The organism is Streptomyces sp. NPDC058632, from assembly GCF_042717095.1.
Classification (GTDB): Bacteria; Actinomycetota; Actinomycetes; order Streptomycetales; family Streptomycetaceae; genus Streptomyces.
In genome coordinates, this window is sequence record NZ_JBHXQZ010000046.1 from 36,631 (window position 1) to 63,339 (window position 26,709).

Consider the following 26,709-nt stretch of genomic DNA (forward strand, 5'->3'; position numbering starts at 1 on the left):
GGGCGCGGGACATCATGGCCCCTTCAGGGCCGCACACGGACGCGCACGGACGGGCAGGGATCACGTGGACACGGTGGACGCGGTGGACGCGGTGGACGCGGTGGACACGGTGGGCTCGCGCGGCTCCCTCGCCGCCGGACTGCCGGTGCGCCGGCAGGCGCTGTTCCGGCCTCTGCTGGTGTGGGGACTGACGAGAGCGCTGCTGCTGCTGTGCGTCCTGAAGGTGATCGTCTTCCCCGGCCCGGACGTCACCAGCGACGTGTCCGTGATCTACCAGGGCTGGTACGAGGTCCTGCGCGCCGGAACGTTCCCGCTGGACGACGTCACCTGGCAGTACCCGCCCGCGGCGGCGCTGGCGATCCTCTCTCCCGGCCTGCTGCCGTTCCTGCCGTACGCGACCGCGTTCTTCGTCCTGGTGTTCCTCGCCGACCTGGCCACCCTGGCCCTGCTGCTGTACGCGGGCGGGCGGCCGGGCCGGACCCGGCTCGGTGCCTGGGTGTGGGTGGCGGGCGTGCCGCTGCTCGGGCCGACGGTGTACGCCCGCTACGACGTGATGGTGACCGCGGTGGCGGTGGCCGCGCTGCTGGCCGGGACCCGGCATCCCCGGCTGCTGGGGGCGCTGGCGGCGTTCGGCGCGCTGCTGAAGGTGTGGCCGGCGATGCTGCTGCTCGGTGTCCGCCGGCGTTCCGCGTGGGTGTCCGCCGTGGTGACCGGGGTCGGTGTGGCGGCCGTGTTCGCGGCGTTGATGCCGGGTGCGTTCGCGTTCCTGGGGTTCCAGCGCGACCGGGGTACGGAGGTGGAGTCGCTGGGCGCGCTGGTCTTCCACGTCGCCCGGCACCACGGCTGGGACGGCGAGGTGTTGCTGAACTACGGCTCGGTGGAGTTCCTCGGCCCGTACGTGGAGTGGGTCAGCGCGGGCGCGATGTTCCTGAGCGGGGCGGCGCTGGCCTGGCTGCTGCTGTGGCGGCTGCTGGCCCGCCGTTTCGAGGCGCACACCTTCGTCGACGCCGCGTTCGTGGCGGTGCTGATGTTCACCACCACCAGCCGGGTGATCAGCCCTCAGTACATGGTGTGGCTGGTCGGGCTCGCCGCGGTCTGCCTGTGCCGTCGTGAGAGCCGGATGCGGTGGCCGGTGGCCCTGGTGCTGGTCGCGTCGTTCGTGACGGTGCTCGAGTTCCCGGTGTGGTTCGGGCACGTGGTGGCCAGTGACGCGCTCGGCGTCACCCTGCTGTTCGTGCGCAACGGCCTGCTGGTGGCGGCCGCCTTCCTCGCCGCCCGCACACTGTGGCGCTCGACGGTCACGCCCGGGCTCCCGGCCGCCCCGGTCCCCGCTCCGGCGGCCCGCACCGCGAAGGCCCCGGTCTCCCCCTGATCCCGCCCCTGGCCCCGCCCCTGGTCCTGGCCCCTGTGCCTCAGCCGAACTGCTCGCGCAGGTAGTTCTGCCACCCCGCGGTGAACTCCTCCGGGGTGGTGCCGAGGACCCGCTGCATCGCGTCCTGAACCGCACCGTCCCGCTGCCCGTGCGCGCCCACCGCCCGGTAGAACGCACCGAGGCGTTCCTCGCCCCAGCGCTCGGCGATGAGCCGGCAGGCCATCCAGCCGCTCTCGTAGGCGCGGGCGAGGCCGTCGGCGTCGTCGGTGAAGCCGAAGTCGTCGTCGGCCGGCAGCCCGGTGGGCACCTCGCCGTGGCTCACCGCGCGGGCGAGTTCCGGCGCCGCCTCGGCCGGGAGGCGGTCGCCGTCCCGGTAGCCGACCCAGTCGGCGAAGCCCTCCGACAGCCACAGCGGGGTCGCGGCGGTGGTGTGGGCGCGGGTCGCGACATGGGTGGTCTCGTGGGTGACGACGACCTGCCGGCCCGGGTCGCCGAGCATTCCGAAGGCGTCCGGGTTGACGATGACGCGGTCCGCGGGCGCCTGCGCGCCGGCGCCGGTCTCGCCGGTGGTGACGGCCGCGATCCCCCGGTAGGAGGAGGCGGGCGAGCCCAGCAGCCCTGCCATGTCCTCCAGGGACCCCGGGACCAGGACGACGACGCGCCGCGCCCAGTCGGGTCCCCATCCGTCCGACACGGCGGGTACCGCGTGGTCGGCCAGTGCGGCGTAGTCGCGCAGCTTCGCGCCGGGCTGGCCGACGCCGAGCACCAGGCTCCGTTCGCCGTGTACGGCGCGCACCGTGCCCTGGTCCCACAGCTGGCGGCCGGACTTCCCGGCGGGCCGGTCGGAGTCGACGGCCCACCGGCCGTCCTCGTCCCGGCTCAGGCGCAGGGTGCGGGCGGCGGTGACGGGGGCCGGGTCGTAGCCTTCGACGCGGTAGCCGAGGTCGGCGCCGGCGGTGACGGTGTCGCCGGTGCGGTGCACGTCGGTGACCCGGTAGCTCCAGTCGGCCAGGGGCACCTCGCGCAGGCTGTCGTACCCGGCCCGGGTGCCGGTACGGGCGTAGGCGGCGGCGTCACGGCCGAGGACGGCGTCGGCCCGCCGGTCGAGCAGCGCCTGCACCTCGGCGCGGACGCTGTCGACGGCCGGCCCCTGACCGCACGCGACCAGGACGATGAGCAGGGCGACGAGCAGCAGACACTGCCCCACCTCCACCGGCACCCCGGGCGCCCGCCTTCGACCAGCCACCCTTGTGAGGGTACGGCCGCCGGACCGCTGGGGTCAGACCGCCTCGGCAGACCACCACGGCCGGGAACCCCGCACCCCCTGCCCCCGTCGGACCTCGTACCCGGCCACCCCCGCCGGACCGTGGCCGCACCCGCCCCGGAACCGCACGGCCGCACCACCCCGGCCGGGACCCTCCGGCCGACCGCCCCCTTCGGCCCTCGCGCCCGCCCGCCCCGCTTCAGACCCTCGTGACCGACGAGACGGGCATCATGCCGACCGGGTCGTAGCGCACGGGTGCGCCGGGGTAAGGGGCGTGGATCACCTGGCCGTTACCCATGTACATGCCGACGTGGCTGCCGTCGGGCCGGTAGACGACCAGGTCGCCGGGCCGGGCCTGGGCGAGCGGGACCTGCGTGCCCGCGTGCCGCTGGGCCTGCGAGGTGCGCGGGAGGGCGATCCCCGCCTGCGCGTACGACCACTGCATCAGGCCGGAGCAGTCGAAGCCGGAGGGCCCGTTGGCGCCCCAGACATAGGGCTTGCCGAGGGCGGAGCGGGCGGCGGCGACGGCGTCCGCCGCACGGCCGGAGACGGCGGTGGCGCCGTCCGGGACGGGCAGGCCGCCGCGGCCGGAGCGGGCGCTCCGCCCGTGTGCGGCGCGCTCGTCGTCGGGGAGGGCGTTGAGCAGCCGCCGTGCCTGGGCGAGTTTGCGCTCGACGGTCTTCTTGTGGGCGGCGACCGCCTTGCGGCTGCGGTCCAGCTCGCCCAGCTTGCGGGAGGCCTCCGCGCGGTCCTGGTCCAGGGAGCGCACAGCCTCTTGGAGCTGCCTCAGCTCACCGGCCTGGCGGGCGGTGAGGCGGTCGAGCACCGAGGCCCGCTCGAGGTAGTCCTCGGGGTCGTCGGAGAACAGCAGCGCGAGGAACGGGTCGAGCCCGCCGGAGCGGTACTGGGCGCCGGCCAGCGAACCGAGCGACTCCCGCATGGTGTTGACGCGCTCCTGCTGCCGGGCGATCTCGTCCTGGACCGCGTTGGCCTCCCCCCGCAGGGTGTCCGCGCGCTCGTCGGCCTTGTTGTACGCCTCGGTCGCCCGCTCGGCCTCCTCGTAGAGGCGGTCCACCGTGGCCCTGGGGTCTTCGTGCGGGGTGGCCGTGGCCGGTACGGCTCCGAGGGCGGCTGCCGCCGCGGACAGGAGACCGACGGTGACGGTGGTGCCCCGGCCGGGGCCGGGGGACGGTGCAAGGCGGCGATGGGACCCCACGGGGAACCGCGCTCCTTCCGCTGACGGACAAGAAACGCGGGAGACAGTAGCCGTGGGACGGGCGGGCAACCAACGGCCTCGGCGGCCACGCACCGTGACGCCCCGCCTCTGACGCAGGTCACAGGCGGGGCGTGGGGCCGGTCGGCGGTGCCGCGATTCCCCCGAACGGGGGCACGCGACGCAGCGTCAGACGCGGACGCCGAACATGAACGGGCCGCCGATGGTGTTCATCGACTCGTAGCGGACGACGGTGCCGCTGCGCGGGGCGTGGATGATCTGGCCGTTGCCCGCGTAGAGACCCACGTGGTGCAGGTCGTTGAAGAAGAAGACCAGGTCGCCGACCTGGAGCTGGCTCACCGAGTAGATCTTGGTGCCCGCGCCGGTCTGTGCCTCGGAGGTGCGCGGGATGGCGACGCCGGCCTGGGCGTAGGCCCAGGAGGTGAGGCCCGAGCAGTCGTAGGAGGACGGGCCGGTGGCACCGTAGACGTACGGGGAGCCGAGCTTGCTCTGGGCGGCGGCGAAGGCGGCACCGGCGCGGCCGGAGCCGCTGCCGACCGGGGCGGAGCTGCCGGTGTCGGTGTTGGTGGCCTTGAGGACCTCCCGCTCGCTGGCGCGGGTGGCGCGGTCCTCCTCTTCGGCGAGCTGCGCCTTCTCCTCGGCGGTGAGGGTGTTGAGCAGCTTCTGCGCGGCGCCGAGCTTGCTCTGGACTTCCGTCTTCTTCTTGCCCAGTTCGGTGCGGGTGGAGGCGAGGTCCTCGAGCTTCCCGGAGGCCTCGGAGCGCTGCTGGGCGAGCTCGCGCTGCTTCTCCTGGATCTCCTTCAGCGCGTCGACCTGCTGGGTGCTCAACTGGTCGAGGGCGGACGCCTTGTCGAGGTAGTCGTCCGGGTCCGCGGAGAGGAAGAGCTGGATCGAGGGGTCCATGCCGCCGCTGCGGTACTGGGCGCTGGCCATCGAGCCGAGGTCGTCACGCAGCTCGTTGAGGTCCTGCTGGCCCTTGGCGACGTTGTCCTGGATCGTGGAGATCTCCTTCTGGAGCTTCTCCTGCTTCTCCTTGGCGCCGTTGTACTTCTCGGTGGCCTGCTCAGCCTGCTCGTAGAGCTTGTCGACCTTGGCCTTCACCTCGTCCTTGCTCGGCTTCTCGCTGGGGGCCGCGTTGGCGGCCTGCGAGCTCAGGACGACGGCAGCTGCGGCAGCGGTGGTGAGCACAGTGACACGTGCCCGGTTCGGCTGCTTGGGACGACGGTGGGACGCCACGGAGGCGAGCTCCTTCTTCCTCCAGCCGCCTACCGACACGCCGGTGGGCGGGGCCTCCGCCGTCGCCACCCCATGTGAACGATCGACCGAGCGGAGGTTCGAGGCCTGACCCTAGTGATTCTCTTGTGATCAGTTCAAATCCCCGGACGTGAATTCTCGGCCACATCGGGTTTCTTTGCCATCAACTCACCTGCAGTGACGTCGGGATGACGCTACGTCGCGCCACTATCGCGCCAATTCGGTCAATCGGCGGATGCGTTACGGATGGGGCGTACGTTCCGGATGGGGGCGTAGCTCGCTTTGCGGCCTACGCCCGGGAGAAGCGCCTCAGCAGGACCGCGGACGCGACCGGGCGGGCGCCCGCGCGGGCGATGCCGTCGGCGACCTCGCGGTCGGTGGAGACGACGATGACGGGCCGCCCCGGCGGCTCGGCGCGGACCAGCTGGCGGATCAGCTCGTCGGCGGTGACACCCGGCTTGGAGAACAGCACGCGCACCCCGCGTGGCGGCGCGAGCAGGACGGGGGCGGCCAGTTCGGCCCCGTCGAAGACGCAGGTGACCTCGGCGCCGGTCTGCGCGGCGAGCTGGGCGAGCTGGCCCAGGAGCCGCAGGCGCTGCTTCTCCAGGGGCATCTGGGGATAGCCGGTCTTGGTGACGTTGTAGCCGTCGACGACGAGATGCGCCTGCGGCAGCGCCAGCAGCTGGTCGAGGATGGCCGGGTCGTCCTCGGACAGCGCGCGGGCGGCGATGTCCTTGGGGGTCATGCTGCCGGGCTCGACGGCGTCCACGGTCTCGGCGGGCCGGACGGACACGGGAGGCAGCGCGAGCTCGCGACGGAGCCCCTGGGCGGCGTCCAGCACGGTGTCCAGGAGCAGCCGTACCCTCATGTCCTCCACGCTGCGGCCCTCACGGGCGGCCCGGCGGGCGGCTTCGAGGGCGGCCTCGGACTCGCCGAGGCGTGCCTTGAGCCGCCGGGACTCGCTCTCGGCGGCGGACACCTGGGCCTGCCCGTCGGCACGGACGGCGTCCATCTCTCCCTGCAGTTTGCGCAGCGCCGCCGCACCGCGCTTGACGTCGCTGAGCGCGGACCGCAGCTTGCGGTGCAGGGAGTCCGCTTCCTTCCTGGCCGCTTCCAGGTCGGTGCGCAGCCGCTCGGTCTCGGCCCTGGTGTGCTCGCGGGCGCGGGCGAGTTCGCCGCGCAGCCGTTCCAGCTCGGCCCGGGTCTCCTCGTCGGCGCGCTCGGCGTCGGCCCGCTGGGCCTCCTCGCCGGCGGCGGTCACCAGTTTCACCCAGCCGGGCGGCCGCATGACGTAGGCCGCGGCCGCCACGTCCAGCGGGTCCGCGGCCGGGGGCGGGGAGCCTGATCCGAGGACGCCGGCCAGTTCCGGCTGGGCCTCTCTCAGCTGCTCCCCGATGCGCTGGCGGAACAGCGGATCGGTCTCCAGGGCGGCGGCCATCGCGTTGCCGGCGAACTTGGCGCGGCGGCTCGGGGTGAACCGGGCGTACTGCCTGAGCTGGGCGGGCAGCTCGGAGACGGTCAGTCGGCCGAAGCCGTCGGAGACGATCTGGACGACCCGGCGGCGCACGCCGTCGGGCAGCGGACGGTCGAACACCTCAGCGGCGCCGTCCTTCGGCCCTCCGTCCGCGGTCTCCACCATCCGTCACATCCCCATGCCTGTGTCCGACCCCGCCTACGGGGTCCCCTGGGCGGGGCCCGCTCCACTCAGGAGCCGGCGCCCGGCCTGTCGACGAGTTCCACCTGGTCCACGGCGTTGCACCAGCGGCACCGCACCGACTCGATCGTCTCACCGAGGACCTCGCGCTCCTCGACCTTCGGCTCCCCGGCCAGGTCGAGGTGGACGTACTCCACGACCTTGGACGAGCGGGTCACGTCGAACCGGGTGAGGTTGCCGCAGAGGGTGCAGCGCCACCGCGTCGAGGCAGTGGGCAGGGGAACCGTCATCGTGGCTGTTCGCCTTCCTTCCAGTATCCGTGACGCGCCGGGCACCCGGCGCGTGTGGCACGTAACCCTACGGCCTGGGAGGTCTTCGCCGCCCGCCCGTCCACGGCGGCGAGGCGGTCTGTACGGTTGCGTCCGGTTGCGTCATGCTCTGTGTCCATGATCCGCAACTGGGGCGCGACGGCTGCCGGGGCACTGAAGCACCCGTCGGCACCGGTGACCCGCGCCCTCATCGCCGCATGCTGTCTGGTCTTCCTGATCGGGCCGGCGTCGGGGCTCGATCCGGGGTACGGGACCGGGGACGAGCTGCTCGCCGCGCAGCGCGGCTATTTCCGCCACTGGGGCGTGATCCCCGCAGACGTGTTCGAAGGATCCCTCTGGAGCGTCCTCACTCCCGCCACGGCCCTGTTCGTCCACGGCAACTGGGTGCATCTGCTCGGCAACATGCTCTTCCTCCATGTCTTCGGGACGATGACCGAGGCACGGATGGGTCATCTGCGGTTCTTCCTGTTCTACGTCGGCTGCGGCTACCTCGCCCTGCTCGGGTACGCCGCCGCCAACGCGGACGCGACGCAGTCCCTGGTCGGTGCCTCGGGGGCGATCTCGGGGGTCCTCGGCGCGTTCCTCTTCCTCTTCCCCCGGGCGCGGGTGACCAGTCTGCTGCCGTTCCTGTTCTTCCTGCCGGTGCGCTTCCCGGCCTGGGTGGTGCTGCCGTTCTGGGCGGCGCTGCAGTGGCTGGCGGCGGGACGGGCCTCCGACGGGCCGGGGGTGGCGTACCTGGCCCACCTGGTGGGCTTCGTGCTGGGCTTCTGCTGGGCGTGGGTGCGGTTCACAGCGGCGACTACAGTGGGAACAGCCCCAGCTCCGGCCCCCGAGGGAGAGAACCAGCAGTGATCACCGCGATCGTCCTCATCAAGACCAGCGTGGACCGGATCCCCGAGATCGCGGAGCGGATCGCCGCTCTGGACAGCGTCAGCGAGGTCTTCTCCGTCACCGGCACCTACGATCTGATCGCCATGGTCCGGGTCAGGGAGCACGAGGACCTGGCGGAGGTCATCCCGGGCCGGATCAACAAGATCCCGGGGGTGGAGGGCACGGACACGCACGTGGCGTTCCGTACGTACTCGCAGCACGACCTGGAGGCCGCGTTCGCGATCGGCCTGGACAGCTGAGCGGGCCGGCCCGGGGCGCCCGGACCGCCCGGTACGGCAGAGGGGGCCACGGGGGACGCACGTACCGGGGCAGGTGACCGGGGCTCAGGCGGAGGTGTCCGGCACGCAGCGGCCGTCGACCGTGCGGTAGCTCCAGCGGGCGCCGTCGCGCACGAGCTCGCGGACGGCGCGGACGAAGCGCTCCACGTGCTCGTCGGGGGTGCCCGCGCCGAAGCTGACGCGGATCGCGTCGAGGGACGTCTCACCGGGCGCCGCCCCGGGGGCACCGCACTCGCCCCGGTCCTGCGGGCCGGCGCCGAGCAGGACGCGCAGCAGCGGGTGGGCGCAGAACAGTCCGTCCCGTACGCCGATGCCGTACTCGGCGGAGAGGGCCGCGGCGAAGTGGGAGCCGTTCCAGCCGTCGACGACGAAGGAGAGCACCCCGACGCGCGGCGCGCCGTCCCCGAACAGGGACAGGAACCGCACCTCGGGCACGTCCGCGAGTCCGTCCCGTACGGTGCGGATCAGCCGCTCCTCACGGGCGGCCAGCGCACCGAACCCGGCCTCGCCGAGTGCCTTGCAGGCCGAGGCGACGGCATAGGCGCCGATGACGTTGGGCGAGCCGGCCTCGTGGCGGGCGGCGCCGTCGTGCCACTGGACGTCCACTCCCCCGTCCTCGCGCCGGGCGACCTTGCGGCTGGCGCCGCCGCCCGCGAGGTAGGGCTCGGCCGCCCGCAGCCAGTCGGCGCGGCCGGCCAGGACGCCGGCGCCGAACGGGGCGTACAGCTTGTGCCCGGAGAAGGCGACCCAGTCGACGTCCAGTTCGCGCAGGCTCACCGCGCGGTGCGGGGCGAGCTGGGCGGCGTCCAGGACGATCCGGGCGCCGTGCGCGTGGGCGACGGCGGCCAGCTCCCGTACGGGCCACAGCTCGCCGGTGACGTTGGACGCGCCGGTGACGCAGACCAGGGCGGGGCCATTGGGGCCTCCCCCGCTCGAGCGAAGCCGAGAGCTCGGGGAAGAGGCGCGGGCGGCGAGGGCGTGTTCCAGGGACCGTACGGCCTGCTCCGGGCTGTCCGGGGCGTCGAGGAAGGTGACGCGGGCGGCGTTCCAGGGCAGCAGGGCGGCGTGGTGCTCGGTCTCGAAGACGAAGACCTGGCAGTCGTCCGGGAGGGCGGCGGCCAGCAGGTTGAGCGAGTCGGTGGTGGACCGGGTGAAGACCACCTGGTCCTGCTCACGGCAGTCGAGGAACTCGGCGACGGTCCTGCGGGCGTTCTCGAACAGCTCGGTGGAGAGCTGGGAGAGGTACCCGGCGCCGCGGTGGACGCTGCCGTAGTACGGCGCGTACGCGGCCACGTCGTCCCACACGCGCTGGAGCGCCGGGGCGCTGGCGGCGTAGTCGAGCGCGGCGTAGGCGACCTCCCCGCCGGTGACGAGCGGAACGGTGACGTCCCGGCCGAGCACGGGCAGCGGGGCGCAGCCGGACGGGGCGACGGCATCGGCGGCGGGGACAACGGGAACAGCGGGAACAGCGGAAAGAGAGGAAAGAGAGGAAACGGCGGAAAGGGTGGAAACAGACATGGCTGGACTCCCGTGACAGCAGGCGGAACCACCACGCGAGCGCACACGGCTCGAGCGTGGGAGAAGGTGGAGAGGAATCTGCGGAGGCGGGGCTCTGCGGCCTGGAAAGGCCCGTCAGAAGCGCCCTAACGCATTCGCTTGCTCAACGGAAGGCTCCCTCGAACGACCAGGACCCCTGGTGTCTCACTCGATCGAGTGCGAGGGGCCCGCGCTTGCCGCGAGCCCTGCTGCTCACGGCCTGGTCCTCACCCGGGGCACCCCGCCACGGACGGAGGGTTGCCGGACAGCCGGCCGGGGCCTGATGGCTGTCGCTCATGACCTGGTCCCACATCCTGCCACACGGGCCCGCGGCACGCGCAAGGCGCGGTCCGGATCCTGGACGGACCGGACCGCGCTCTCACACCTGCCGTACCGCTCGTACGCGGCTCACGCGTTGCTGACCAGCACCCAGCGCTCCAGAACCCGCCGGGCGGTGCCCGAGTCGATCGATTCGGCGGCCCTGGCCATCCCGGCCCGGATCTGCTCCGCCAGCGTCCCCGTGCCCGGCTCGAGCGCCACCAGCGCCGCCGCCGAGTTCAGCAGCACCGCGTCCCGCACCGGGCCGTGCTCGCCGTCCAGCACCCGCCGGGCGACCTCCGCGTTGTACGAGGCGTCGGCGCCGCGCAGGGCCTCCAGGGGTACGGGCTCGATGCCGACGTCGCGCGGGTCGAAGCGCTCCTCGGTCACCTTGCCGTCCCGGACCACCCACACCGTCGAGGGGCCGGTGGTGGTCAGCTCGTCGAGGCCGTCGTCTCCGCGGAACACCAGCGAGGAGTGGCCGCGCCCGGCGAACACGCCGGCCATGATCGGGGCCATCCTCGGGTCGGCGACCCCGACGGCCTGGGCCCGGACCCGGGCCGGGTTGGCCAGCGGGCCGAGGAAGTTGAACACCGTCCGGATGCCCAGCTGTCCTCGCGCCGCCGCCACATGGCGCAGCGCCGGGTGGAACTTCACCGCGAAGCAGAAGGTGATCCCGGCCTCCTCGGCGACCTCGGCGACCCGCTGCGGGGTCAGCTCCAGGTTGACGCCGAGCTTCTCGAGGACGTCGGAGGCGCCGGACGCGGAGGAGGCGGCCCGGTTGCCGTGCTTGACGACCTTCGCCCCGGTGCCGGCGATGACGATGGAGGACATCGTGGAGATGTTCACCGTCTTGGCGCCGTCGCCGCCGGTGCCGACGATGTCGACGGTCTCGCCGGGCACCTCGATGCCGATGGCGTGGTCGTACATCGCCCGGACGCAGCCGGTGATCTCCTCGACGGTCTCGCCCTTGGCCCGCAGGGACACGGCGAATCCGGCGATCTGCGCGTCGGTGGCCTCACCGCGCATGATCAGGTCCATCGCCCAGGCGGTGTCGTCGGCGGACAGGTCGTGGCCGTCGAGCAGGCCGTTCAGCAGGGCGGGCCAGGAGCGGCCCGCCGCGGTGTCGCCTCCTGCGGGGGTCACAGCGCTCATCGGCCGCTCCTGGGTCCTCGACGTCCTCGACAGACGGATGGGTCTTCGACGGACGGATGGCTGGGGGTTTCGCCCCCACCCTATCGATCCCGGGGCACGACGAAGGGCCCCCGTCCGGTCCTCGGACGGGGGCCCTTCGCAGTCGTGTGGCGACTCGGTTGCCTGGGAGGGCGGTTGAGGCGGTGAGGGGATCAGTGGTGGCCGTGGCCGCTCGTGATCTCCTTGTACTCCTCGACGGTCGGCTTCGGAATCTGGGACTCCTCGCCGTAGTAGCCCTTGCTGAGCTTGGCGCGCAGCTTCTCCAGCGGCTTCACCTTGCGCTCGACACCGTTCTCGTCGACGAGCGGGCCGATCTCGGCCGGCTCGTACTGCTCGTGCGCCGTGAGGGTGTGCAGCTGCTCCTGGCTGAGCGGCTCGTGGACCTCGATGAACTCACCGTGCGGCAGGCGCTTGATGATGCCCGACTCACGGCCGTGCAGCACCTTGTCCCGGTCCCGGCGCTGGAGGCCGAGGCAGATCCGCTTGGTGACGACGAACGCGATGACCGGTCCGACGAAGAACCCGATCCGGACGAACCAGGTGACCGCGTTGATCGAGAGGTTGAAGTGCGTGGCGATGATGTCGTTGCCGCCGCCGATCAGCGTGACCATGTAGCCGGTGACCCAGGCGACACCCAACGCCGTCCGGGTCGGGGCGTTGCGCGGCCGGTCCAGGATGTGGTGCTCGCGCTTGTCCCCGGTCACCCAGGATTCGATGAACGGGTAGAGCGCGATCGCCCCGAGGAAGACTCCGAAGATCACGAGTGGGACGAAGACGCCCAGGGCCAGCGTGTGACCCCAGAAGTTGATCTCCCAGCCGGGCATGGCACGGACCAGACCCTCGGCGAAGCCCATGTACCAGTCGGGCTGGGCTCCGGTGGAGACCATGTCCGGCCGGTAGGGGCCGATGTTCCAGATCGGGTTGATCGTGGCGATCGCCGAGACGACGGCCAGCACACCGAAGACCAGGAAGAAGAAGCCTCCGGCCTTCGCCATGTACACCGGCAGCAGCGGCATGCCCACGACGTTGTTGTTGGTCTTGCCCGGGCCCGCGAACTGCGTGTGCTTGTGGTAGAAGACCAGGATCAGGTGCGCCACCACGAGGCCGAGCATGATGCCCGGCAACAGCAGGATGTGGATCGAGTAGAACCGGGCGACGAAGTCGTCCCCCGGGAACTCTCCGCCGAACAGGAACATCGAGATGTACGTGCCGACGATCGGCACGGACAGGATCGCGCCCTGCGTGAACCGGACACCGGTACCGGAGAGCAGGTCGTCCGGGAGCGAGTAACCGGTGAAGCCGGTGAACATGCCGAGGACGAGCAGCAGGAAGCCGAACAGCCAGTTGATCTCACGCGGCTTGCGGAACGCGCCGGTGAAGAAGACGCGCATCATGTGCACGAACATGCCGGCGATGAAGACGACCGCGGCCCAGTGGTGGATCTGCCGGATCAGCAGGCCGCCGCGGACGTCGAAGCTGATGTCGAGCGTCGACTTGTACGCCTCGCTCATCAGCTGGCCCTGCATCGGGATGTAGCTGCCGTGGTACTCCACCTCGTTCATCGACGGGTGGAAGAACAGGGTCAGGTACACACCCGTGAGGATGATGATGAGGAAGCTGTAGAGGCAGATCTCACCCAGCATGAACGACCAGTGGTCGGGGAAGATCTTGCGCATGTTGGCCTTGGCCAGGGAGTAGATCCCCAGCCGGCCGTCGGCCCAGTCGGCGACGCGTTCGCCGGCCGGGGCCTTTCCGCGGGAGCGGCCCGGCCGGTCGGCGCCCGACGGATTCGTGGTGCTGGTCGTAGTACTCATCCGCGCTCCCAGAACGAAGGACCGACGGGCTCTTCGAAGTCGCCGAGCGCTTCGAGATAGCCCTCGTCGTTCACACCGATGCGCAGCTGCGGCAGGGCGTGACCGGCGGGACCGAAGATGACCCGGGCCCCGTCGGCAAGGTCGAAGGTGGACTGGTGGCAGGGGCACAGCACGTGGTGCGTCTGCTGCTCGTACAGGGAGACCGGGCAGCCGACGTGGGTGCAGATCTTCGAGTACGCGACGATGCCCTCGTGCGACCACTCGAGCTCGCGCTTGTCCTTGATGTCCTCCGGCTCGATACGGACGAGCATCAGGGCGGCCTTGGCGATCTCGTTCATGAACCCGTGCTCGTGCTCGTCCAGGCCCTCGGGCTTGGCGAAGGTCAGCGAGCCCACGAGGATGTCGGACGGCCGCATGGGCTCGTCCGTGTTCATGTTGATGAGCAGCTTGCCCTTGGCCCACAGGGTGTGGCGGAGCTTGTTCTCGGGCAGCGGCCCGAGGTCGCGCAGCAGGACCACGCCGGAGAGCGGGAACAGGGCCAGCGCGCCGAACATCGTGTTGCGGATCAGCTTGCGCCGGCCGATCACGGACTCCTTCGCGCCCTGGCGGAAGTCGTCCATGACCTGCGCACGGACCTCCGGCGGCGCGGAGACCGGGTGCCGCTCGTCGGTGAGCTCGTGGTCCGACATCAGCGTGCGGGCCCAGTGGACCGCGCCGGCGCCGATGGTGAACAGTGCCACGCCCAGGGTCAGGCCCAGCGCGAAGTTCAACGCGTTGATGTGCCCGATCGTGAAGACGTAGATCGACTCGTCGTGCGGGATCGTCACGAACGAGACGATGAAGCCGACGGTGGCCAGCATCGACAGCGTGAACAGGAGGGCGACCGTACGCTCGGACCGCTTGGCGGCCCGCTCGTCGATGTCCTGGATCCTGTGCTCGTGGGGCGGCAGGCCCGGGTCCGCGAGCGGGTTCTCCTCGTCCGCGACGCGTACCGCGCCGTGCGGGGTGTCCTGCGCGGCAGGCATCTTCTCTTCGGGAGTCTCTTGGCTACTCATGACTTCTTGGCCTTTGCGGTCCGGGCTGCGACCCACACGGCGACGGCGATGCAGGTGCCGAGGCCGAAGATCCAGCCGAAGAGGCCTTCGCTGACCGGGCCGAGCCCGCCCAGCGACATACCGCCGGGGCTCACGCTGTCACTGCTGTTGACCGTCTTGACGTAGGCGATGATGTCCTTCTTGTTCTGCTCCGACAGCGAACCGTCGGGGAAGGAAGGCATGTTCTGCGGGCCGGTGAGCATGGCCTGGTAGATGTGCTTGGGGTCCACGTCCTCGAGGTTCGGGGCGTACTTTCCGTGCGTGAGCGCACCGCCCTTGCCCGTGAAGTTGTGGCACTGCGCGCAGTTGTTGCGGAACAGCTCGCCGCCCTTGGCGATGTCGGCGCCCTCGGGGCCGTACTGCTCCTCGGTGGGAACAGCCGGGCCGGCGCCCAGGGAGGCGATGTACGCCGCCAGCTGGTCGATCTCGGCCTGGGTGTAGACGACCTTCTTCTGCGGAATCTGCGCGGCCTGCGAGGTGGCGGCCGGCATACGGCCGGTGCCCACCTGGAAGTCGACGGCCGCCGCGCCCACGCCCACCAGGCTCGGGCCGTCGCTGGCGCCCTGCCCACCGGTGCCGTGGCAGCTGGCACAGCCGACCGCGTAGAGCTTCTTGCCCTCCTCGATGGTGAGGGATTGGGCGGTTTCGTCGGCCTGCGCCTTGCTCGCGGGTGCGAACACGGCGTACAGCCCCCCGGTGCATGCCAGCGCGAGGAGCAGGACGACGAGCGCCGCCAACGGGTGGCGTCGTCGTGCGGAGAGCTTTTTCACGGATTACCCCGGTGTCAGGATCTTCTGCGTCGATGCTTCTGGTAGGTGCGCTTCTTCGAGCGCGCGGATTCGGGTCCGCCTACTTGATCATGTAGATCGTGGCGAAGAGACCGATCCAGACGACATCGACGAAATGCCAGTAGTAGGACACGACGATGGCCGCCGTCGCCTGGTCATGGGTGAACCTCCGAGCCGCGTAGGTCCGGCCCAGGACGAGCAGGAAGGCGAAGAGACCGCCCAGCACGTGCAGGCCGTGGAAGCCGGTGGTCAGGTAGAAGACCGAGCCGTAGGGGTCGGAGGAGAGGGACAGGCCCTCGTGCTTGACCAGCTCGGTGTACTCGATGACCTGACCGCCGATGAAGACCGCACCCATGACGAACGTGACGATGAACCACGCCCGGAGCTTCTTCACGTCACCGCGCTCGGCGGCGAAGACGCCGAGCTGGCAGGTGAGGGAGGAGAGCACCAGGATCGTGGTGTTCGTCAACGCGAACGGGAAGTTCAGCGTGTCGGCCTTCTCCGACCAGAAGTCGGGGCCGGTCACCGATCGCAGGGTGAAGTACATCGCGAAGAGGGCCGCGAAGAACATCAGCTCGGAACTCAGCCAGATGATGGTTCCGACGCTGGTGAGGTTCGGTCGATTGACCGACGGGTGCGCGTGCCCGGTGTCTACTGTCGTTGCTGTCGCCACGCCGACATTATGTCGGTCGCTTATCCCGCCCTCACCCCGGGGGGTGCTGTTCGGAGTGTCCGCCCCTCCTGTACTGCCCGGATGGCCCATCGAAGCGGTGTCCGAACCAGTGTTGACAAGCGGCCGGAAGGGGTAGCATCCGCGCCATCGGCACCACTGGTGCCCGACGATGCCGTGCCCCCTCACAAGCGTGGAGGAACAATGCAGGCGACCGCCACGGTGCTGGTCTACAGCGACAACTCCGGCACCCGGGAGCAGGTGCGGCTCGCCACCGGCCGGCGGCCCGCCCCGGACGTGCCCGTCGTGGAGTTCGTGGAGTGCGCGACCCTCCCGGCCGTCCTCAAGGAGCTGGAGCGGGGCGGGATCGACGTCTGCGTCCTGGACGGCGAGGCGACGCCGGCGGGCGGCATGGGCGTGTGCCGGCAGATCAAGGACGAGATCTTCGGGTGCCCGCCGGTGCTGCTGCTCATCGGCCGGCCCCAGGACGCCTGGCTGGCCACCTGGAGCCGTGCGGAGGCCGCTGTGACGCTGCCGGTGGAGCCGGTGGAGTTCGCCTCGGCCCTCGCCTCCCTGCTGCGGGAGAAGCACTCCCTGAACGCTTAGGAGCTGTCCGGCGGATCATGCCGACCGGGGACGCAGGCGTGCCTTCTCCTCGGGGGCGGGGCCGGCCCCGGTGCCGCCCGTCAGGGCGCTGCCCTCGCGCCATTGGTCCCAGCTGAGGTTCCAGTCTCCGAAGCCGTTGCCGAACGGTTCCATGGTCTCGCCGTCCGAGTTGACGACCTCGACGAGGTCGCCCTGGCCGAACGTGTCGAAGAACCACTCGGCGTCGCCGGTGCTCATGCCGACGCAGCCGTGGCTGACGTTGGCGTAGCCCTGGGAGCCGACGGACCAGGGGGCGGCGTGCACGTACTCGCCGCTCCAGGTCACCCTGGTGGCGAAGTGGACCGGCATGTCGTACGACTCGGAGGAGCCCTCGGCGATGCCGATGCTGGTACTGCGCATACGTACGAGGCGTTCCTTGCCGAGGACGACCTTGACGCCGTTGCGGGTCTCGAAGCCGGGCTTGCCGGCGGTGACGGGGATCGTCCTGATCTCCTCGCCGCTCTTGTAGACCTTCAGCCGGTGTGCGGCGGCGTCGGTGACGGCTATGACCCGGTCGCCGGTGCTGAGGGTCAGTGACGCGGCCTTGCCGCCCCTCAGCCGGTCTCCGATGCGGATGCCCTCCAGGGTGCTGCGCATCCTGACGGTGGCGTTCTCGGGCCAGTAGTCCTTCGGGCGGAAGTGGAGCGACTTGTCGTCCACCCAGTGCCAGGCGCCGTCCACCGCGGGCGTGGAGGACACCTTCAGGCCGCGCTCCACGACGGCGCGCTGGACGGGATCCCGGACCGGCGCGGTCAGCTCGGCGGTGAGCGGCTGGCCGACGCCGTAGGTGCCCTTTCCGGGGCCGAAGGCGACACCGAGGCTCTTGGTGGCGGTGGGCTTGCCGGTGGTGAAGGTGAGAACCTTGCGGCCCCGCGCCCCGTCCTCGTCCTCGGTGCTGACCCGGACCGTGTAGTCGGCGTCGGCGACGAGCGGGGAGGTGCTGTGCCAGCGGCTGCCGTCGGCGGCGAGCTCGCCCGCCACGTGGCGGCCGTCGGCGTCCACGGCCGTGACGTCGGTGATGCGCCCGTCGGGGTCCTCGGTGACGATCTCCAGGGGCTTGTCCGGGTCGGCCTTCTTCCCTTCGGAGGGACCGCTGAAGCTGATCCGGTCCGCCGCGTCGTAGGGCTCGGCGGACAGCGGGTCGGCGCCGGAGGAGCAGCCGGTGACGCCCGCGCCGAGGGCGGTCACCAGCAACGCGCAGCCGACGACAGTGCGGTTTCGCGGATCACGTCTCATGACCTCACGTTAGGGAGACTCGTCAACTGTGGCGCGCTGAATAACTCGAACGAGTGATGCACATTGCGGCAGACGCGACGCAGGGCCCGGACGCTCCTGACGGAGTGTCCGGGCCCTGCGCGTGTCGCCCGTCCTGCTGATGCGTACTGCCGGTGCGTACTACTGGGTGCGGTTCTCACCGCGGTAGTACTCGAAGACCCAGCCCCAGAGGCCGAGCAGGACCAGCGGTGCCGCGAAGTACATCAGCCACCAGCCGACGGCGACGGACAGGAAGGCGATCGCGCCACCGAGGCCGAGGCCGAGCGGCTGCCAGCTGTGCGGGCTGAAGAACCCGACCTCGCCGGCGTCGTCGGCGACGTCCGCCTCCTTGTCGTCCTGAGGACCCACGTCGACCCGCCGGGCGGTGAAGCCCAGGTAGAAGCCGATCATGATGCTCAGGCCGAAGGCCAGGAAGAGGGCCGTGGTACCGACCGGCTCCTTCGCCCACACACCGTAGACGACCGCCACGGCGAGCAGGAAGGCGCTCAGCCAGACGAACATCTTGCCCTGGATCTTCACTTGCCGGCCTCCTTGCCACCGGAGAGGACCTTCTCACCGTGACCGGTGTTCTCGAGCTGGTCGAGCGCGGCGATCTCCGGGTGGTGCAGGTCGAACGCCGGGGATTCGCTGCGGATCCGCGGCAGGGTGAGGAAGTTGTGCCGCGGCGGCGGGCAGGACGTCGCCCATTCGAGCGAACGGCCGTAGCCCCACGGGTCGTCGGCCTCGACCTTCCTGCCGTACTTGGCCGTCTTCCAGACGTTGTAGAGGAACGGCAGCATCGACATGCCGAGCAGGAACGACGCGATGGTCGAGACCGTGTTCAGCGCGGTGAAGCCGTCGGCCGCCAGGTAGTCCGAGTAACGGCGCGGCATGCCCTCGGCACCCAGCCAGTGCTGGACGAGGAACGTGCCGTGGAAGCCGGCGAACAGCGTCCAGAAGGTGATCTTTCCGAGCCGTTCGTCGAGCATCTTGCCGGTGAACTTCGGCCACCAGAAGTGGAAGCCGGCGAACATCGCGAAGACGACCGTGCCGAACACCACGTAGTGGAAGTGCGCCACCACGAAGTACGAGTCCGAGACGTGGAAGTCCAGCGGCGGCGAGGCCAGGATGACACCGGTCAGACCACCGAAGAGGAAGGTCACCAGGAAGCCCGCCGACCAGAGCATCGGTGTCTCGAAGCTCAGTGACCCCTTCCACATGGTGCCCAGCCAGTTGAAGAACTTCACCCCGGTGGGGACCGCGATCAGGAAGGTCATGAAGGAGAAGAACGGCAGCAGCACACCGCCCGTGACGTACATGTGGTGCGCCCACACCGTCACCGACAGACCCGCGATCGCGATCGTCGCGCCGATCAGACCCATGTAACCGAAGATCGGCTTGCGGGAGAAGACCGGGATGATCTCGGAGACGATGCCGAAGAACGGCAGCGCGATGATGTACACCTCTGGATGGCCGAAGAACCAGAACAGGTGCTGCCAGAGCAGCGACCCGCCGTTGGCCGGGTCGAAGATGTGCGCCCCGAACTTCCGGTCCACCTCCAGCGCGAACAGCGCCGCCGCGAGCACCGGGAAGGCGAGCAGGACCAGCACACCGGTCAGCAGCACGTTCCAGGTGAAGATCGGCATGCGGAACATCGTCATGCCGGGAGCGCGCATGCAGATGATCGTGGTGATGAAGTTGACCGCGCCGAGGATCGTGCCGAAGCCGGAGAGCGCCAGACCCATGATCCACATGTCGGCGCCGACACCCGGCGAGCGGATGGCGTCCGACAGCGGGGAGTAGGCGAACCAGCCGAAGCTGGCGGCCCCGTCCGGGGTGAGGAAGCCGCCGACCGCGATGAGCGAGCCGAACAGGTAGAGCCAGTAGGCGAACATGTTCAGCCGCGGGAAGGCGACGTCGGGAGCGCCGATCTGGAGCGGCATGATCCAGTTCGCGAAACCGGCGAACAGCGGCGTCGCGAACATCAGCAGCATGATCGTGCCGTGCATCGTGAACGCCTGGTTGAACTGCTCGTTCGACATGACCTGCAGGCCCGGCCGGGCCAGCTCGGCGCGCATGACGAGCGCCATCACGCCACCGATGCAGAAGAACACGAACGACGTCACCAGGTACAGCGTGCCGATCGTCTTGTGGTCGGTGGTGGTGAGCCACTTGACGACCACGCTGCCGGCCTGCTTGCGCCGGACCGGCTGCTCACTCTCGTAGGAGTCCACAGTCGCTGCGGCACCCTGGGGTTCGTTGAGGATGCTCACAGGATGTTCGCCTCCCGGTTCTTCTCGTGGCTCGTCTGCTCGATGCCGGCGGGCACGTAACCGGTCTGCCCCTTCTCCGCGAGTTCCTTGAGGTGCTGCTCGTAGCGCTCGGGGGAGACGACCTTCACGTTGAACAGCATCCGGGCGTGGTCCACGCCGCAGAGCTCGGCGCACTTGCCGAGGAAGGTGCCCTCACGGTTGGGGGTCACCTCGAAGGCGTTGGGGTGCCCCGGGATGACGTCCTGCTTCATCAGGAACGGCACCACCCAGAAGGAGTGGATGACGTCCCGCGAGGTCAGGACGAAGCGGACCCGCTTGCCCTCGGGCAGCCACAGGGTGGGGCCCGGGTTGTTGGTCTGCGGGTTCCGCGTGTAGGGGGTGCCGCAGTCGTTGACACCGCCGGCGTCGGCCGGGAAGGCCTTCTTGTAGCGGTCCGGGACCCCGGCGAGTTCCTTGGCGGTCTTGGCGTCGCCGGTGGAACCCTCGACGTTCTCGATGTAGTTGAAGCACCAGCTCCACTGGAAGCCGACGACGTTCACGGTGACGTCCGGCTTCGCCTCGAGCTTCATGAGCTCGGATTCGTCACGGGCCGTGAAGAAGAAGAAGACCGAAACGATGATGAGCGGAACCACGGTGTACAACGCCTCGATGGGCATGTTGTACCGGGTCTGCGAAGGTACCTCGACCTTGGTGCGACTGCGCCGGTGGAAGAAAGCACTCCACAGGATCAGACCCCACACCAGCACGCCGATGGCGAGCGCGGCAGCCCAGGACCCCTGCCAGAGGGAGAGGATCCGGGGAGCCTCTTCCGTGGTGGGGGTGGGCATACCGAGGCGAGGGAAGTCCTCCCATGTGCAACCGGTGGCGGTTGCCAGGACCAGGCCCGCGGTCAGTGCCTGCAGCAGCTTCCGCCGCATCGGGCGCCGCAGCTTGGGGGTACCTCCCACGCCCTTCAGGCAGTGGGGGAGGTCGGAGCCGTTGGGACTCACGTAGCGCCTTCCCGAGAGTCTCGCCCGCGCTGTACGGCTGCGGCCTGGCCTTCTCGCTGGTCGGTCGCCGCCCTGCGTCGGGCAGGGGTTTGGATGTTTATGCGGACCAAACCCTAGCCGACGCCTTCCGGGGGGTCGCGGGGAGGGGGGCATACGCGCCGCCCGTCACCCCGAAGGGGTGGGGAGGCGCACCCAATGGCCGGGAGTGCGGCTTGTGCGGTGGCAACGGCCGGGCCCGGCGGGCATGGAGGGCTCCGGTGTCCGCGCGCTCCGGCCTCCCCCATGCCCGGAGGGCGTGGGAGGTGCCCCCAGGCCGTGGCCCGGGCGCCCGCGCCTCTCCGCGTCCCCTCCCTCTCCGCATCCCTCCTCCCCTCCGTGTCCCCTCCCTCTCCTCGGCCGGGCCCGCGGCTTACCGTTGCCGTATGTCCTACTTCGACGCCGCGTCCGCCGCTCCGCTCCATCCCGTCGGCCGTCAGGCCCTGTTGGCCGCGCTGGACGAGGGGTGGGCCGATCCGGCGCGGCTGTACCGGGAGGGCAGGCGGGCCCGGCTGCTGCTGGACGCGGCGCGCGAGGCGGTGGCGGAGACGGTGGAATGCCGCCCGGACGAGCTGGTGTTCACGCCGTCCGGCACGCGGGCGGTGCACGCCGGGATCGAGGGGGCGCTGGCCGGGCGCCGGCGCGTGGGGCGCCACCTGATCGTGTCGGCGGTCGAACATTCTTCTGTACTCCATGCGGCCGAAGTCCACGAGGCGCGGGGCGGTTCGGTCACCGAGGTCGGGGTGGACCGCACGGGTGCCGTGGCCCCGGACGCCTTCGCCGGGGCGCTGCGGCCGGACACCGCGCTGGCCTGTCTCCAGTCGGCCAACCACGAGGTGGGGACGGTGCAGCCGGTGGCCGGGGTGGCCGGGGCGTGCCGGGCGGCGGGTGTGCCGCTGCTGGTGGACGCGGCCCAGTCGCTGGGCTGGGGGCCGGTGGCGGGCGACTGGTCGCTGCTCACGGCGAGCGCCCACAAGTGGGGCGGCCCCTCGGGTGTCGGGCTGCTCGTGGTGCGCAAGGGGACGCGGTTCGCTCCCCAGGGGCCGCTGGACGAACGGGAGTCGGGGCGGGCGGCCGGGTTCGAGAACATCCCGGCGGTGGTGGCCGCGGCGGCCTCGCTGCGGGCGGTGCGCGCCGAGGCGGCCGCGGAGGCGGCCCGGCTGAGGGAACTGACGGAGCGCATCCGGGTGCGGGTGCCGGCGCTGGTGCCGGAGGTGGAGGTGACCGGCGATCCGCAGCGGCGGCTGCCGGGGATCGTCACCTTCTCCTGTCTCTATGTCGACGGGGAGACGGTGCTGCACGAGCTGGACGCCGCCGGCTTCTCCGTGTCGTCGGGTTCGTCGTGCACGAGCAGCACGCTCACCCCGAGCCATGTGCTGAGGGCGATGGGGGTGCTGAGCGAGGGCAACGTCCGCGTCTCGCTGCCGCCGGGGACACCGGCCGAGGACGTCGAGCGGTTCCTGACGGTCCTGCCGGGGGTGGTGGAGAGGGTGCGGGAGAAGCTGGGGGCGCCGGTGACGGCCGGGGGCGTACGGGACGCGGGGCGGGACCACGAGGTGAGCGGCGCCCCGGTCGTGGACGTGCCGGCCGTCGATGCCGCGGCTGTCGATGCGCTGGCCGTGGATGCGCTGGTCGTTGATGCGCTGGGCCGGCGGTGCCCGGTGCCGGTGATCGAGCTGGCCCGGGTGATCGGCGACGTGCCCGTGGGAGGCACGGTACGGGTCCTCGCGGACGACGAGGCCGCCCGGCTGGACATCCCGGCGTGGTGCGAGATGCGTGGGCAGGAGTACGTGGGTGAGGAGCCGGCGGACCGGGGCTCGGCCCATGTGGTCCGCCGGGTCTCGTGAACGGCGGGGGGCTCGGGCCCCCGGGGGTTCGGTCGCTCCCGGGGTTCGTGAACCGCCGGTGCTTCAGACCAGGTACTTCTTCACCTCGGCCGCGGGCTCCTCGCCGTAGGCCTGGGCGAAGCGCTCCATGAAGTGGGCGCGGCTCAGCCGGTACTCCTGGGTGCCGACCGTCTCGATGACCAGGGTGGCGAGCATGCAGCCGACCTGAGCGGCACGCTCCAGCGAGACGCCCCAGGCCAGCCCGGACAGGAACCCGGCGCGGAAGGCGTCGCCCACTCCTGTCGGGTCCGCCTTGCGCTCCTCCTGGGCGCAGCCGACCTCGATGGGGTCCTCGCCGGCACGCTCGATACGCACCCCGCGGGAGCCGAGGGTGGTGACGCGGTGGCCGACCTTGCCGAGGATCTCGGCGTCGGACCAGCCGGTCTTGCTCTCGATGAGCCCCTTCTCGTACTCGTTGGAGAAGAGGTAGGTCGCTCCGTCCAGCAGTATCCGGATCTCCTCCCCGTTCATCCGGGCGATCTGCTGGGAGAAGTCGGCGGCGAACGGAATGTTCCGGCTCCGGCACTCCTCGGTGTGCCGGAGCATGCCCTCCGGGTCGTCGGCGCCGATGAGGACCAGGTCGAGGCCGCCCACGCGGTCGGCGACGGTCTTCAGCTCGATCAGCCGGGCCTCGCTCATCGCGCCCGTGTAGAAGGAGCCGATCTGGTTGTGGTCGGCGTCCGTGGTGACCACGAAGCGGGCGGTGTGCAGCGTCTCGGAGATACGGACGGATCCGGTGTCGACGCCGTGCCGCTCCAGCCAGGCCCGGTATTCGTCGAAGTCGAAGCCCGCGGCGCCGGCCAGGATCGGCCGGGTGCCGAGCTGGCCCATGCCGAAGGCGATGTTCGCGCCCACGCCTCCCCGGCGTACATCGAGGTTGTCGACCAGGAAGGACAGCGAGACCGTGTGCAGCTGGTCCGCGACGAGCTGGTCGGCGAAGCGGCCGGGGAAGGTCATGAGGTGGTCGGTGGCGATGGAGCCGGTGACTGCGATGCGCACGGCGGGGACTCTCTTGAGGGAGGGGGATTGACGGTCCACGCTATCTGGTGCGGGCCGCCCGTTGGAGACCCGACAAAACTACCCGATAGTAGATCTTTCGCCGTGACCTGCGGCATGCATACGGTGCCGATATGACGAACCTCAAGGTCCACGCCCCCACTCAGGCCGACCTCGACGGCGACCTCGCGTCGCTGCGCGGCGACTGCGCCCGGATGGCTCCCCGCTGGACGACACCGGACCGGGGCGCCGCCCGCCCGGTCTCCCCGTCCCTGATCCACGGCGTGTCCGTGCCCTCGTCCTCGGCCCGGCTGCTGGACGCGATGTCCGAGTACGGCGACTGAGCCGGGTTCTTCCGCGGCCGGACCGGCGCCCGGGGAACCGTGCGCTCCCCCGCTGCGTCCCATCGCCGTCCCCCGTAAAGGGGACGTCGGATACGACCCCCCAGCAGTCCGGGTGCGACCGGGCAGGGTCTTCAGGGACAGCTGTGCAGCCGAAGGAGCGATGCGGTGAACACCGAGCGACCCGACAACGACGACGCCGAGGCACGGGCCTCCGACAGCGCGCGCGACACCGGGGGCGCTTCGGCCGACGGCGCGGACACCCCGCAGGGCGCCCGGCCCCGGGACGACGCCGCCACGCCCGGATCCTCCCCCGAAGAACCCGCTCCGGAGACCGGCGGGGCCGAGGAACCGGGGGCGGACACCGGGGACGCCGGGGCGGAGGGCGGCCGGGTGCCGGAGAGCGAGTCCGGGACCCCCGGGGGCGGGGCCGGGTCCCCGAAGGCGGCCGAACCCCGCACCGGCCGCCCCCCGCAGCTCGGGGAAACGACGACCGGGAGGCCTACGACCGGGAAGCCGACGACCGGTACCGCGGCGGACGGCACCGAAGAGCGGGACCCGAAGAGCGGGTCCGGGACGGCTCCCCGGGTCCGGGGTGGGCAGCCGGCACCCGCCGCCACCGGGACCGGAGCTCCGCCCACCGGGGAGGCGGAGGCCGACTCCGCACCCACCGACGTCACCGCGCCGTCGGCGCCGGACACCGCGGGTCCGGGTTCGGACGTGAGCGCCACCGGGGCGGCACCCGGGGAACCGCAGGCAACCACCGCCGAAACCCAGGCGCGGAAGGCCGGTTCCGTACGGGCCGATGTCACCGGGGCGTCGCCGTCGGAGAGCACGGACGCCGGAAGCGATGCCGCGGGGGCGGACGGCGGCGGGGAACGGGCCGCCGCGAGCGAGCCCGTGGAGGAGGCCCCTCGGGCCCGGGACGGGGCTGCGACGGCCGAGGAGCGGGGGACCGGCACGGTCGGGGCCGGGCCCTCACCCGTACGGGCAGCCGTCGGCGACGGTGCGGTGCCGGACGTGGGCGAGGGGCGTACCGGTGCGAGCCACGGCGTCGGCGCGGTCCCCTCCGGCGTACACGGCGGCGGGGACGGGCACGGAGCCGGGCGGCGGCGGTCGCCGGTGCTCGTCGCGTCGGTGGCCGCCGCCGTACTGCTGGCCGGAGGCGGCGGGGCCTACCTCGCCGCCAGTGTCTCCGGTGGGTCGGGCGGCGGTACGACTCCGGGGGCGAACGGGGACGGCACTCCCCCGCCGCTCACCCTCGACGCCTACGCCGAGGGCGGGACGCACGGCATCGCACCGGGTGAGCCCAACCCGTACGGTGCCACCTACCGCGCCGACGGCGCCCTCCCCGAGGGTCCCGACGCGGCGCCGGTGTACCACGCCCGGGGGCAGGTCACCGAGGCGCAGGTGGCCGGGCTCGCGAAGGTGCTCGGGGTCGACGGGAAGCCGGTGGCGGAGGGCGAGGCCTGGCGGATCGGCGGCAAGGACGGCAGCGGGCCCACGCTGCGGGTGGACCGCGGCGCCCCCGGCACCTGGACGTTCAGCCGGTACACGCCGGGACCCGACGCCTGCACGGGCAAGGGTGAGACGTGCGAGGCCCCGTCGGCCGGCAACGCCCCCGCGGTGGGCGAGGAGGCCGCGAAGAAGGCCGCCGCGCCCGTGCTGAAGGCGCTGGGCCAGGACGACGCGAAGCTCGACGCCGGCCAGGTCATGGGCGTCAAGCGGGTGGTGAACGCGGAGCCGGAGGTCGGCGGGCTGCCGACGTACGGCTGGACGACCGGCGTGGTCGTCGGCGCCGGTGGCGAGGTGGTCGGCGGCAGCGGCCGGCTGTCGGCGCCGGTGAAGGCGGACACGTACCCCGTGGTGAGCGCCGGGGAAGCGCTGAACCTCTTGAACACGGCACCCGGCGCCGGCGGGCGCGCGGAGACCGGCGGCTGCGCCACTCCCGTACCGCTGGAGGACGGTGACCGGCAGGAGCGGCAGGAGCCGTGCGTCACGGCGTCGGCCCTGCCCGCCGAGGACACGGTCGTCGTCGAGGATGCGGTGTTCGGGCTGGCCGCGCACGCGGTGGACGGGCAGCAGGCACTCGTGCCGTCCTGGCTGTTCGAGGTACGGCCGACCAGTGCGCAGGACGGCGGCACGGTGACGTATCCGGCGGTCGAGCCGGAATACCTCGCCCCGCGGGCACGGCCCGGGGAGTCGGGCACGGAACCGGCGAAGCCGGGGGACGGTGACCGGCCGACCTCGTCGCCGACGGCGCGCGAGGTCGCCGTCGAGGGCTACACCGCCCAGGGCGACGAGCTGACGGTGACCTTCACCGGCGGGGTGTGCGCCGACTACGAGGCGGCGGCGGGCGAGAGCGGCGGCCGGGTCACGGTCACCGTGACCGAGACGCCCTGGCCGGACAAGGTCTGCATCCTGATCGCCAAGCAGTACCAGCAGACGGTGCGGCTCGACGCCCCGCTGGGCGCCCGCGAGGTGGTGGACGCCGACGGGGAGCCGGTGCCGCTGCGCAAGGACGGCGCGCGGCTGCCCGCACCGCCTTCACAGCGGTGACGGGAGACTGAAAGCCCGAAGGCGGCGGTCCCGTTCGAAC

Annotated in this window: 23 protein-coding genes and 1 riboswitch; of the genes, 7 read left to right on the forward strand and 16 right to left on the reverse strand. The window is 71.4% G+C overall.

Going from position 1 to position 26,709, the window contains the following annotated elements:
• Positions 1-139: 139 nt before the first annotated feature.
• Entirely contained in the window at positions 140-1,372 is a 1,233-nt protein-coding gene (locus tag ACFWVE_RS19025; RefSeq protein ID WP_384015388.1) for a glycosyltransferase 87 family protein, read from the forward strand.
• Positions 1,373-1,412: 40 nt separating this feature from the next.
• Here the strand turns inward: ACFWVE_RS19025 and ACFWVE_RS19030 are convergent, their stop codons facing one another.
• From ACFWVE_RS19030 to ACFWVE_RS19050, 5 genes are all read right to left on the reverse strand, one after another.
• The gene (locus tag ACFWVE_RS19030; RefSeq protein WP_384015336.1) at positions 1,413-2,618 is read right to left on the reverse strand and encodes a hypothetical protein; all 1,206 of its coding nucleotides are present in this window, start codon (positions 2,616-2,618) and stop codon (positions 1,413-1,415) included.
• Positions 2,619-2,835: 217 nt separating this feature from the next.
• Positions 2,836-3,852, reverse strand: coding sequence for an NlpC/P60 family protein (locus ACFWVE_RS19035; protein WP_384015338.1), 1,017 nt, complete (start codon positions 3,850-3,852; stop codon positions 2,836-2,838).
• A gap of 186 nt (positions 3,853-4,038) precedes the next feature.
• Positions 4,039-5,106: an NlpC/P60 family protein gene (locus ACFWVE_RS19040; protein ID WP_384015341.1), complete on the reverse strand. Its 1,068-nt coding sequence runs from the start codon at positions 5,104-5,106 to the stop codon at positions 4,039-4,041.
• 307 nt (positions 5,107-5,413) lie between these two features.
• Positions 5,414-6,763 carry an NYN domain-containing protein gene (locus tag ACFWVE_RS19045; RefSeq protein WP_384015344.1) on the reverse strand — a complete coding sequence of 450 codons (1,350 nt, stop codon included), beginning with the start codon at positions 6,761-6,763 and terminating at the stop codon, positions 5,414-5,416.
• A 65-nt stretch (positions 6,764-6,828) separates the two neighbouring features.
• Positions 6,829-7,068: a hypothetical protein gene (locus tag ACFWVE_RS19050; RefSeq protein WP_042165845.1), complete on the reverse strand. Its 240-nt coding sequence runs from the start codon at positions 7,066-7,068 to the stop codon at positions 6,829-6,831.
• A gap of 156 nt (positions 7,069-7,224) precedes the next feature.
• Here ACFWVE_RS19050 and ACFWVE_RS19055 point away from each other — a divergent pair, with 156 nt between their 5' ends.
• Entirely contained in the window at positions 7,225-7,959 is a 735-nt protein-coding gene (locus ACFWVE_RS19055; RefSeq protein WP_384015347.1) for a rhomboid family intramembrane serine protease, read from the forward strand.
• Positions 7,956-8,237, forward strand: a complete 282-nt coding sequence (locus tag ACFWVE_RS19060) for an Lrp/AsnC family transcriptional regulator (RefSeq protein ID WP_257849471.1) — start codon at positions 7,956-7,958, stop codon at positions 8,235-8,237. Before ACFWVE_RS19055 ends, ACFWVE_RS19060 begins: the two co-directional genes overlap by 4 nt.
• 84 nt (positions 8,238-8,321) lie before the next feature.
• Here ACFWVE_RS19060 and ACFWVE_RS19065 read toward each other — a convergent pair whose 3' ends face one another.
• The 6 genes from ACFWVE_RS19065 to ACFWVE_RS19090 all read right to left on the reverse strand — a co-directional run bounded on the left by ACFWVE_RS19065 (position 8,322) and on the right by ACFWVE_RS19090 (position 15,693).
• Complete coding sequence (locus ACFWVE_RS19065; protein WP_384015350.1) at positions 8,322-9,794, reverse strand: aminotransferase class V-fold PLP-dependent enzyme; 1,473 nt, start codon at positions 9,792-9,794, stop codon at positions 8,322-8,324.
• Between the two features lie 203 nt (positions 9,795-9,997).
• A riboswitch (SAM riboswitch) is annotated at positions 9,998-10,114 on the reverse strand.
• 106 nt (positions 10,115-10,220) lie between these two features.
• A complete protein-coding gene (gene trpD, locus ACFWVE_RS19070; RefSeq protein WP_384015353.1) occupies positions 10,221-11,285 on the reverse strand; it encodes an anthranilate phosphoribosyltransferase in 1,065 nt (354 codons plus the stop codon).
• A 191-nt stretch (positions 11,286-11,476) separates the two neighbouring features.
• Positions 11,477-13,138, reverse strand: coding sequence for a cytochrome bc complex cytochrome b subunit (locus ACFWVE_RS19075; protein WP_384015356.1), 1,662 nt, complete (start codon positions 13,136-13,138; stop codon positions 11,477-11,479).
• Positions 13,135-14,193, reverse strand: a complete 1,059-nt coding sequence (locus ACFWVE_RS19080; RefSeq protein WP_384015360.1) for a Rieske 2Fe-2S domain-containing protein — start codon at positions 14,191-14,193, stop codon at positions 13,135-13,137. Before ACFWVE_RS19080 ends, ACFWVE_RS19075 begins: the two co-directional genes overlap by 4 nt.
• Positions 14,190-15,002: a c-type cytochrome gene (locus ACFWVE_RS19085; protein WP_384015363.1), complete on the reverse strand. Its 813-nt coding sequence runs from the start codon at positions 15,000-15,002 to the stop codon at positions 14,190-14,192. The genes ACFWVE_RS19080 and ACFWVE_RS19085 overlap by 4 nt, the downstream gene beginning before the upstream one ends.
• A 79-nt stretch (positions 15,003-15,081) precedes the next feature.
• The gene (locus tag ACFWVE_RS19090) at positions 15,082-15,693 is read right to left on the reverse strand and encodes a heme-copper oxidase subunit III (RefSeq protein ID WP_266072024.1); all 612 of its coding nucleotides are present in this window, start codon (positions 15,691-15,693) and stop codon (positions 15,082-15,084) included.
• Between the two features lie 201 nt (positions 15,694-15,894).
• On the opposite strand from ACFWVE_RS19090, the gene ACFWVE_RS19095 reads away from it, so the two are divergent.
• A complete protein-coding gene (locus tag ACFWVE_RS19095) occupies positions 15,895-16,296 on the forward strand; it encodes a hypothetical protein (protein ID WP_384015366.1) in 402 nt (133 codons plus the stop codon).
• Between the two features lie 15 nt (positions 16,297-16,311).
• Here ACFWVE_RS19095 and ACFWVE_RS19100 read toward each other — a convergent pair whose 3' ends face one another.
• The 4 genes from ACFWVE_RS19100 to coxB form a co-directional block, all read right to left on the reverse strand.
• Positions 16,312-17,571 (reverse strand): Ig-like domain-containing protein, encoded by a 1,260-nt coding sequence (locus tag ACFWVE_RS19100; protein WP_384015369.1) that lies wholly within the window; start codon positions 17,569-17,571, stop codon positions 16,312-16,314.
• A gap of 159 nt (positions 17,572-17,730) precedes the next feature.
• Complete coding sequence (locus ACFWVE_RS19105; protein WP_384015372.1) at positions 17,731-18,129, reverse strand: cytochrome c oxidase subunit 4; 399 nt, start codon at positions 18,127-18,129, stop codon at positions 17,731-17,733.
• Entirely contained in the window at positions 18,126-19,862 is a 1,737-nt protein-coding gene (ctaD, locus tag ACFWVE_RS19110; protein WP_384015375.1) for a cytochrome c oxidase subunit I, read from the reverse strand. Before ctaD ends, ACFWVE_RS19105 begins: the two co-directional genes overlap by 4 nt.
• The gene (gene coxB / locus ACFWVE_RS19115; RefSeq protein WP_384015378.1) at positions 19,859-20,851 is read right to left on the reverse strand and encodes a cytochrome c oxidase subunit II; all 993 of its coding nucleotides are present in this window, start codon (positions 20,849-20,851) and stop codon (positions 19,859-19,861) included. Before coxB ends, ctaD begins: the two co-directional genes overlap by 4 nt.
• Before the next feature lie 422 nt (positions 20,852-21,273).
• Here coxB and ACFWVE_RS19120 point away from each other — a divergent pair, with 422 nt between their 5' ends.
• Positions 21,274-22,734: a cysteine desulfurase/sulfurtransferase TusA family protein gene (locus tag ACFWVE_RS19120; protein WP_384015380.1), complete on the forward strand. Its 1,461-nt coding sequence runs from the start codon at positions 21,274-21,276 to the stop codon at positions 22,732-22,734.
• Between the two features lie 63 nt (positions 22,735-22,797).
• Here the strand turns inward: ACFWVE_RS19120 and ACFWVE_RS19125 are convergent, their stop codons facing one another.
• Positions 22,798-23,772 (reverse strand): carbohydrate kinase family protein, encoded by a 975-nt coding sequence (locus ACFWVE_RS19125; RefSeq protein WP_384015383.1) that lies wholly within the window; start codon positions 23,770-23,772, stop codon positions 22,798-22,800.
• A gap of 131 nt (positions 23,773-23,903) precedes the next feature.
• Between ACFWVE_RS19125 and ACFWVE_RS19130 the strand changes: the two genes are divergently transcribed.
• The gene (locus ACFWVE_RS19130) at positions 23,904-24,113 is read left to right on the forward strand and encodes a hypothetical protein (RefSeq protein ID WP_384015386.1); all 210 of its coding nucleotides are present in this window, start codon (positions 23,904-23,906) and stop codon (positions 24,111-24,113) included.
• 717 nt (positions 24,114-24,830) lie between these two features.
• Positions 24,831-26,669, forward strand: coding sequence for a hypothetical protein (locus ACFWVE_RS19135; RefSeq protein ID WP_384015391.1), 1,839 nt, complete (start codon positions 24,831-24,833; stop codon positions 26,667-26,669).
• The last annotated feature ends 40 nt before the right edge of the window (positions 26,670-26,709 follow it).

Bases quoted from the DNA above. Each gene is read 5' to 3' on its own strand.
- ACFWVE_RS19045 (WP_384015344.1), bottom strand. From the start codon at position 6,763: ATGGTGGAGACCGCGGACGGAGGGCCGAAGGACGGCGCCGCTGAGGTG.
- ACFWVE_RS19050 (WP_042165845.1), bottom strand. From the start codon at position 7,068: ATGACGGTTCCCCTGCCCACTGCCTCGACGCGGTGGCGCTGCACCCTC.
- ACFWVE_RS19055 (WP_384015347.1), top strand. From the start codon at position 7,225: ATGATCCGCAACTGGGGCGCGACGGCTGCCGGGGCACTGAAGCACCCG.
- ACFWVE_RS19065 (WP_384015350.1), bottom strand. From the start codon at position 9,794: ATGTCTGTTTCCACCCTTTCCGCCGTTTCCTCTCTTTCCTCTCTTTCC.
- trpD (WP_384015353.1), bottom strand. From the start codon at position 11,285: ATGAGCGCTGTGACCCCCGCAGGAGGCGACACCGCGGCGGGCCGCTCC.
- ACFWVE_RS19075 (WP_384015356.1), bottom strand. From the start codon at position 13,138: ATGAGTACTACGACCAGCACCACGAATCCGTCGGGCGCCGACCGGCCG.
- ACFWVE_RS19080 (WP_384015360.1), bottom strand. From the start codon at position 14,193: ATGAGTAGCCAAGAGACTCCCGAAGAGAAGATGCCTGCCGCGCAGGAC.
- ACFWVE_RS19095 (WP_384015366.1), top strand. From the start codon at position 15,895: ATGCAGGCGACCGCCACGGTGCTGGTCTACAGCGACAACTCCGGCACC.
- ACFWVE_RS19100 (WP_384015369.1), bottom strand. From the start codon at position 17,571: ATGAGACGTGATCCGCGAAACCGCACTGTCGTCGGCTGCGCGTTGCTG.
- ACFWVE_RS19120 (WP_384015380.1), top strand. From the start codon at position 21,274: ATGTCCTACTTCGACGCCGCGTCCGCCGCTCCGCTCCATCCCGTCGGC.
- ACFWVE_RS19130 (WP_384015386.1), top strand. From the start codon at position 23,904: ATGACGAACCTCAAGGTCCACGCCCCCACTCAGGCCGACCTCGACGGC.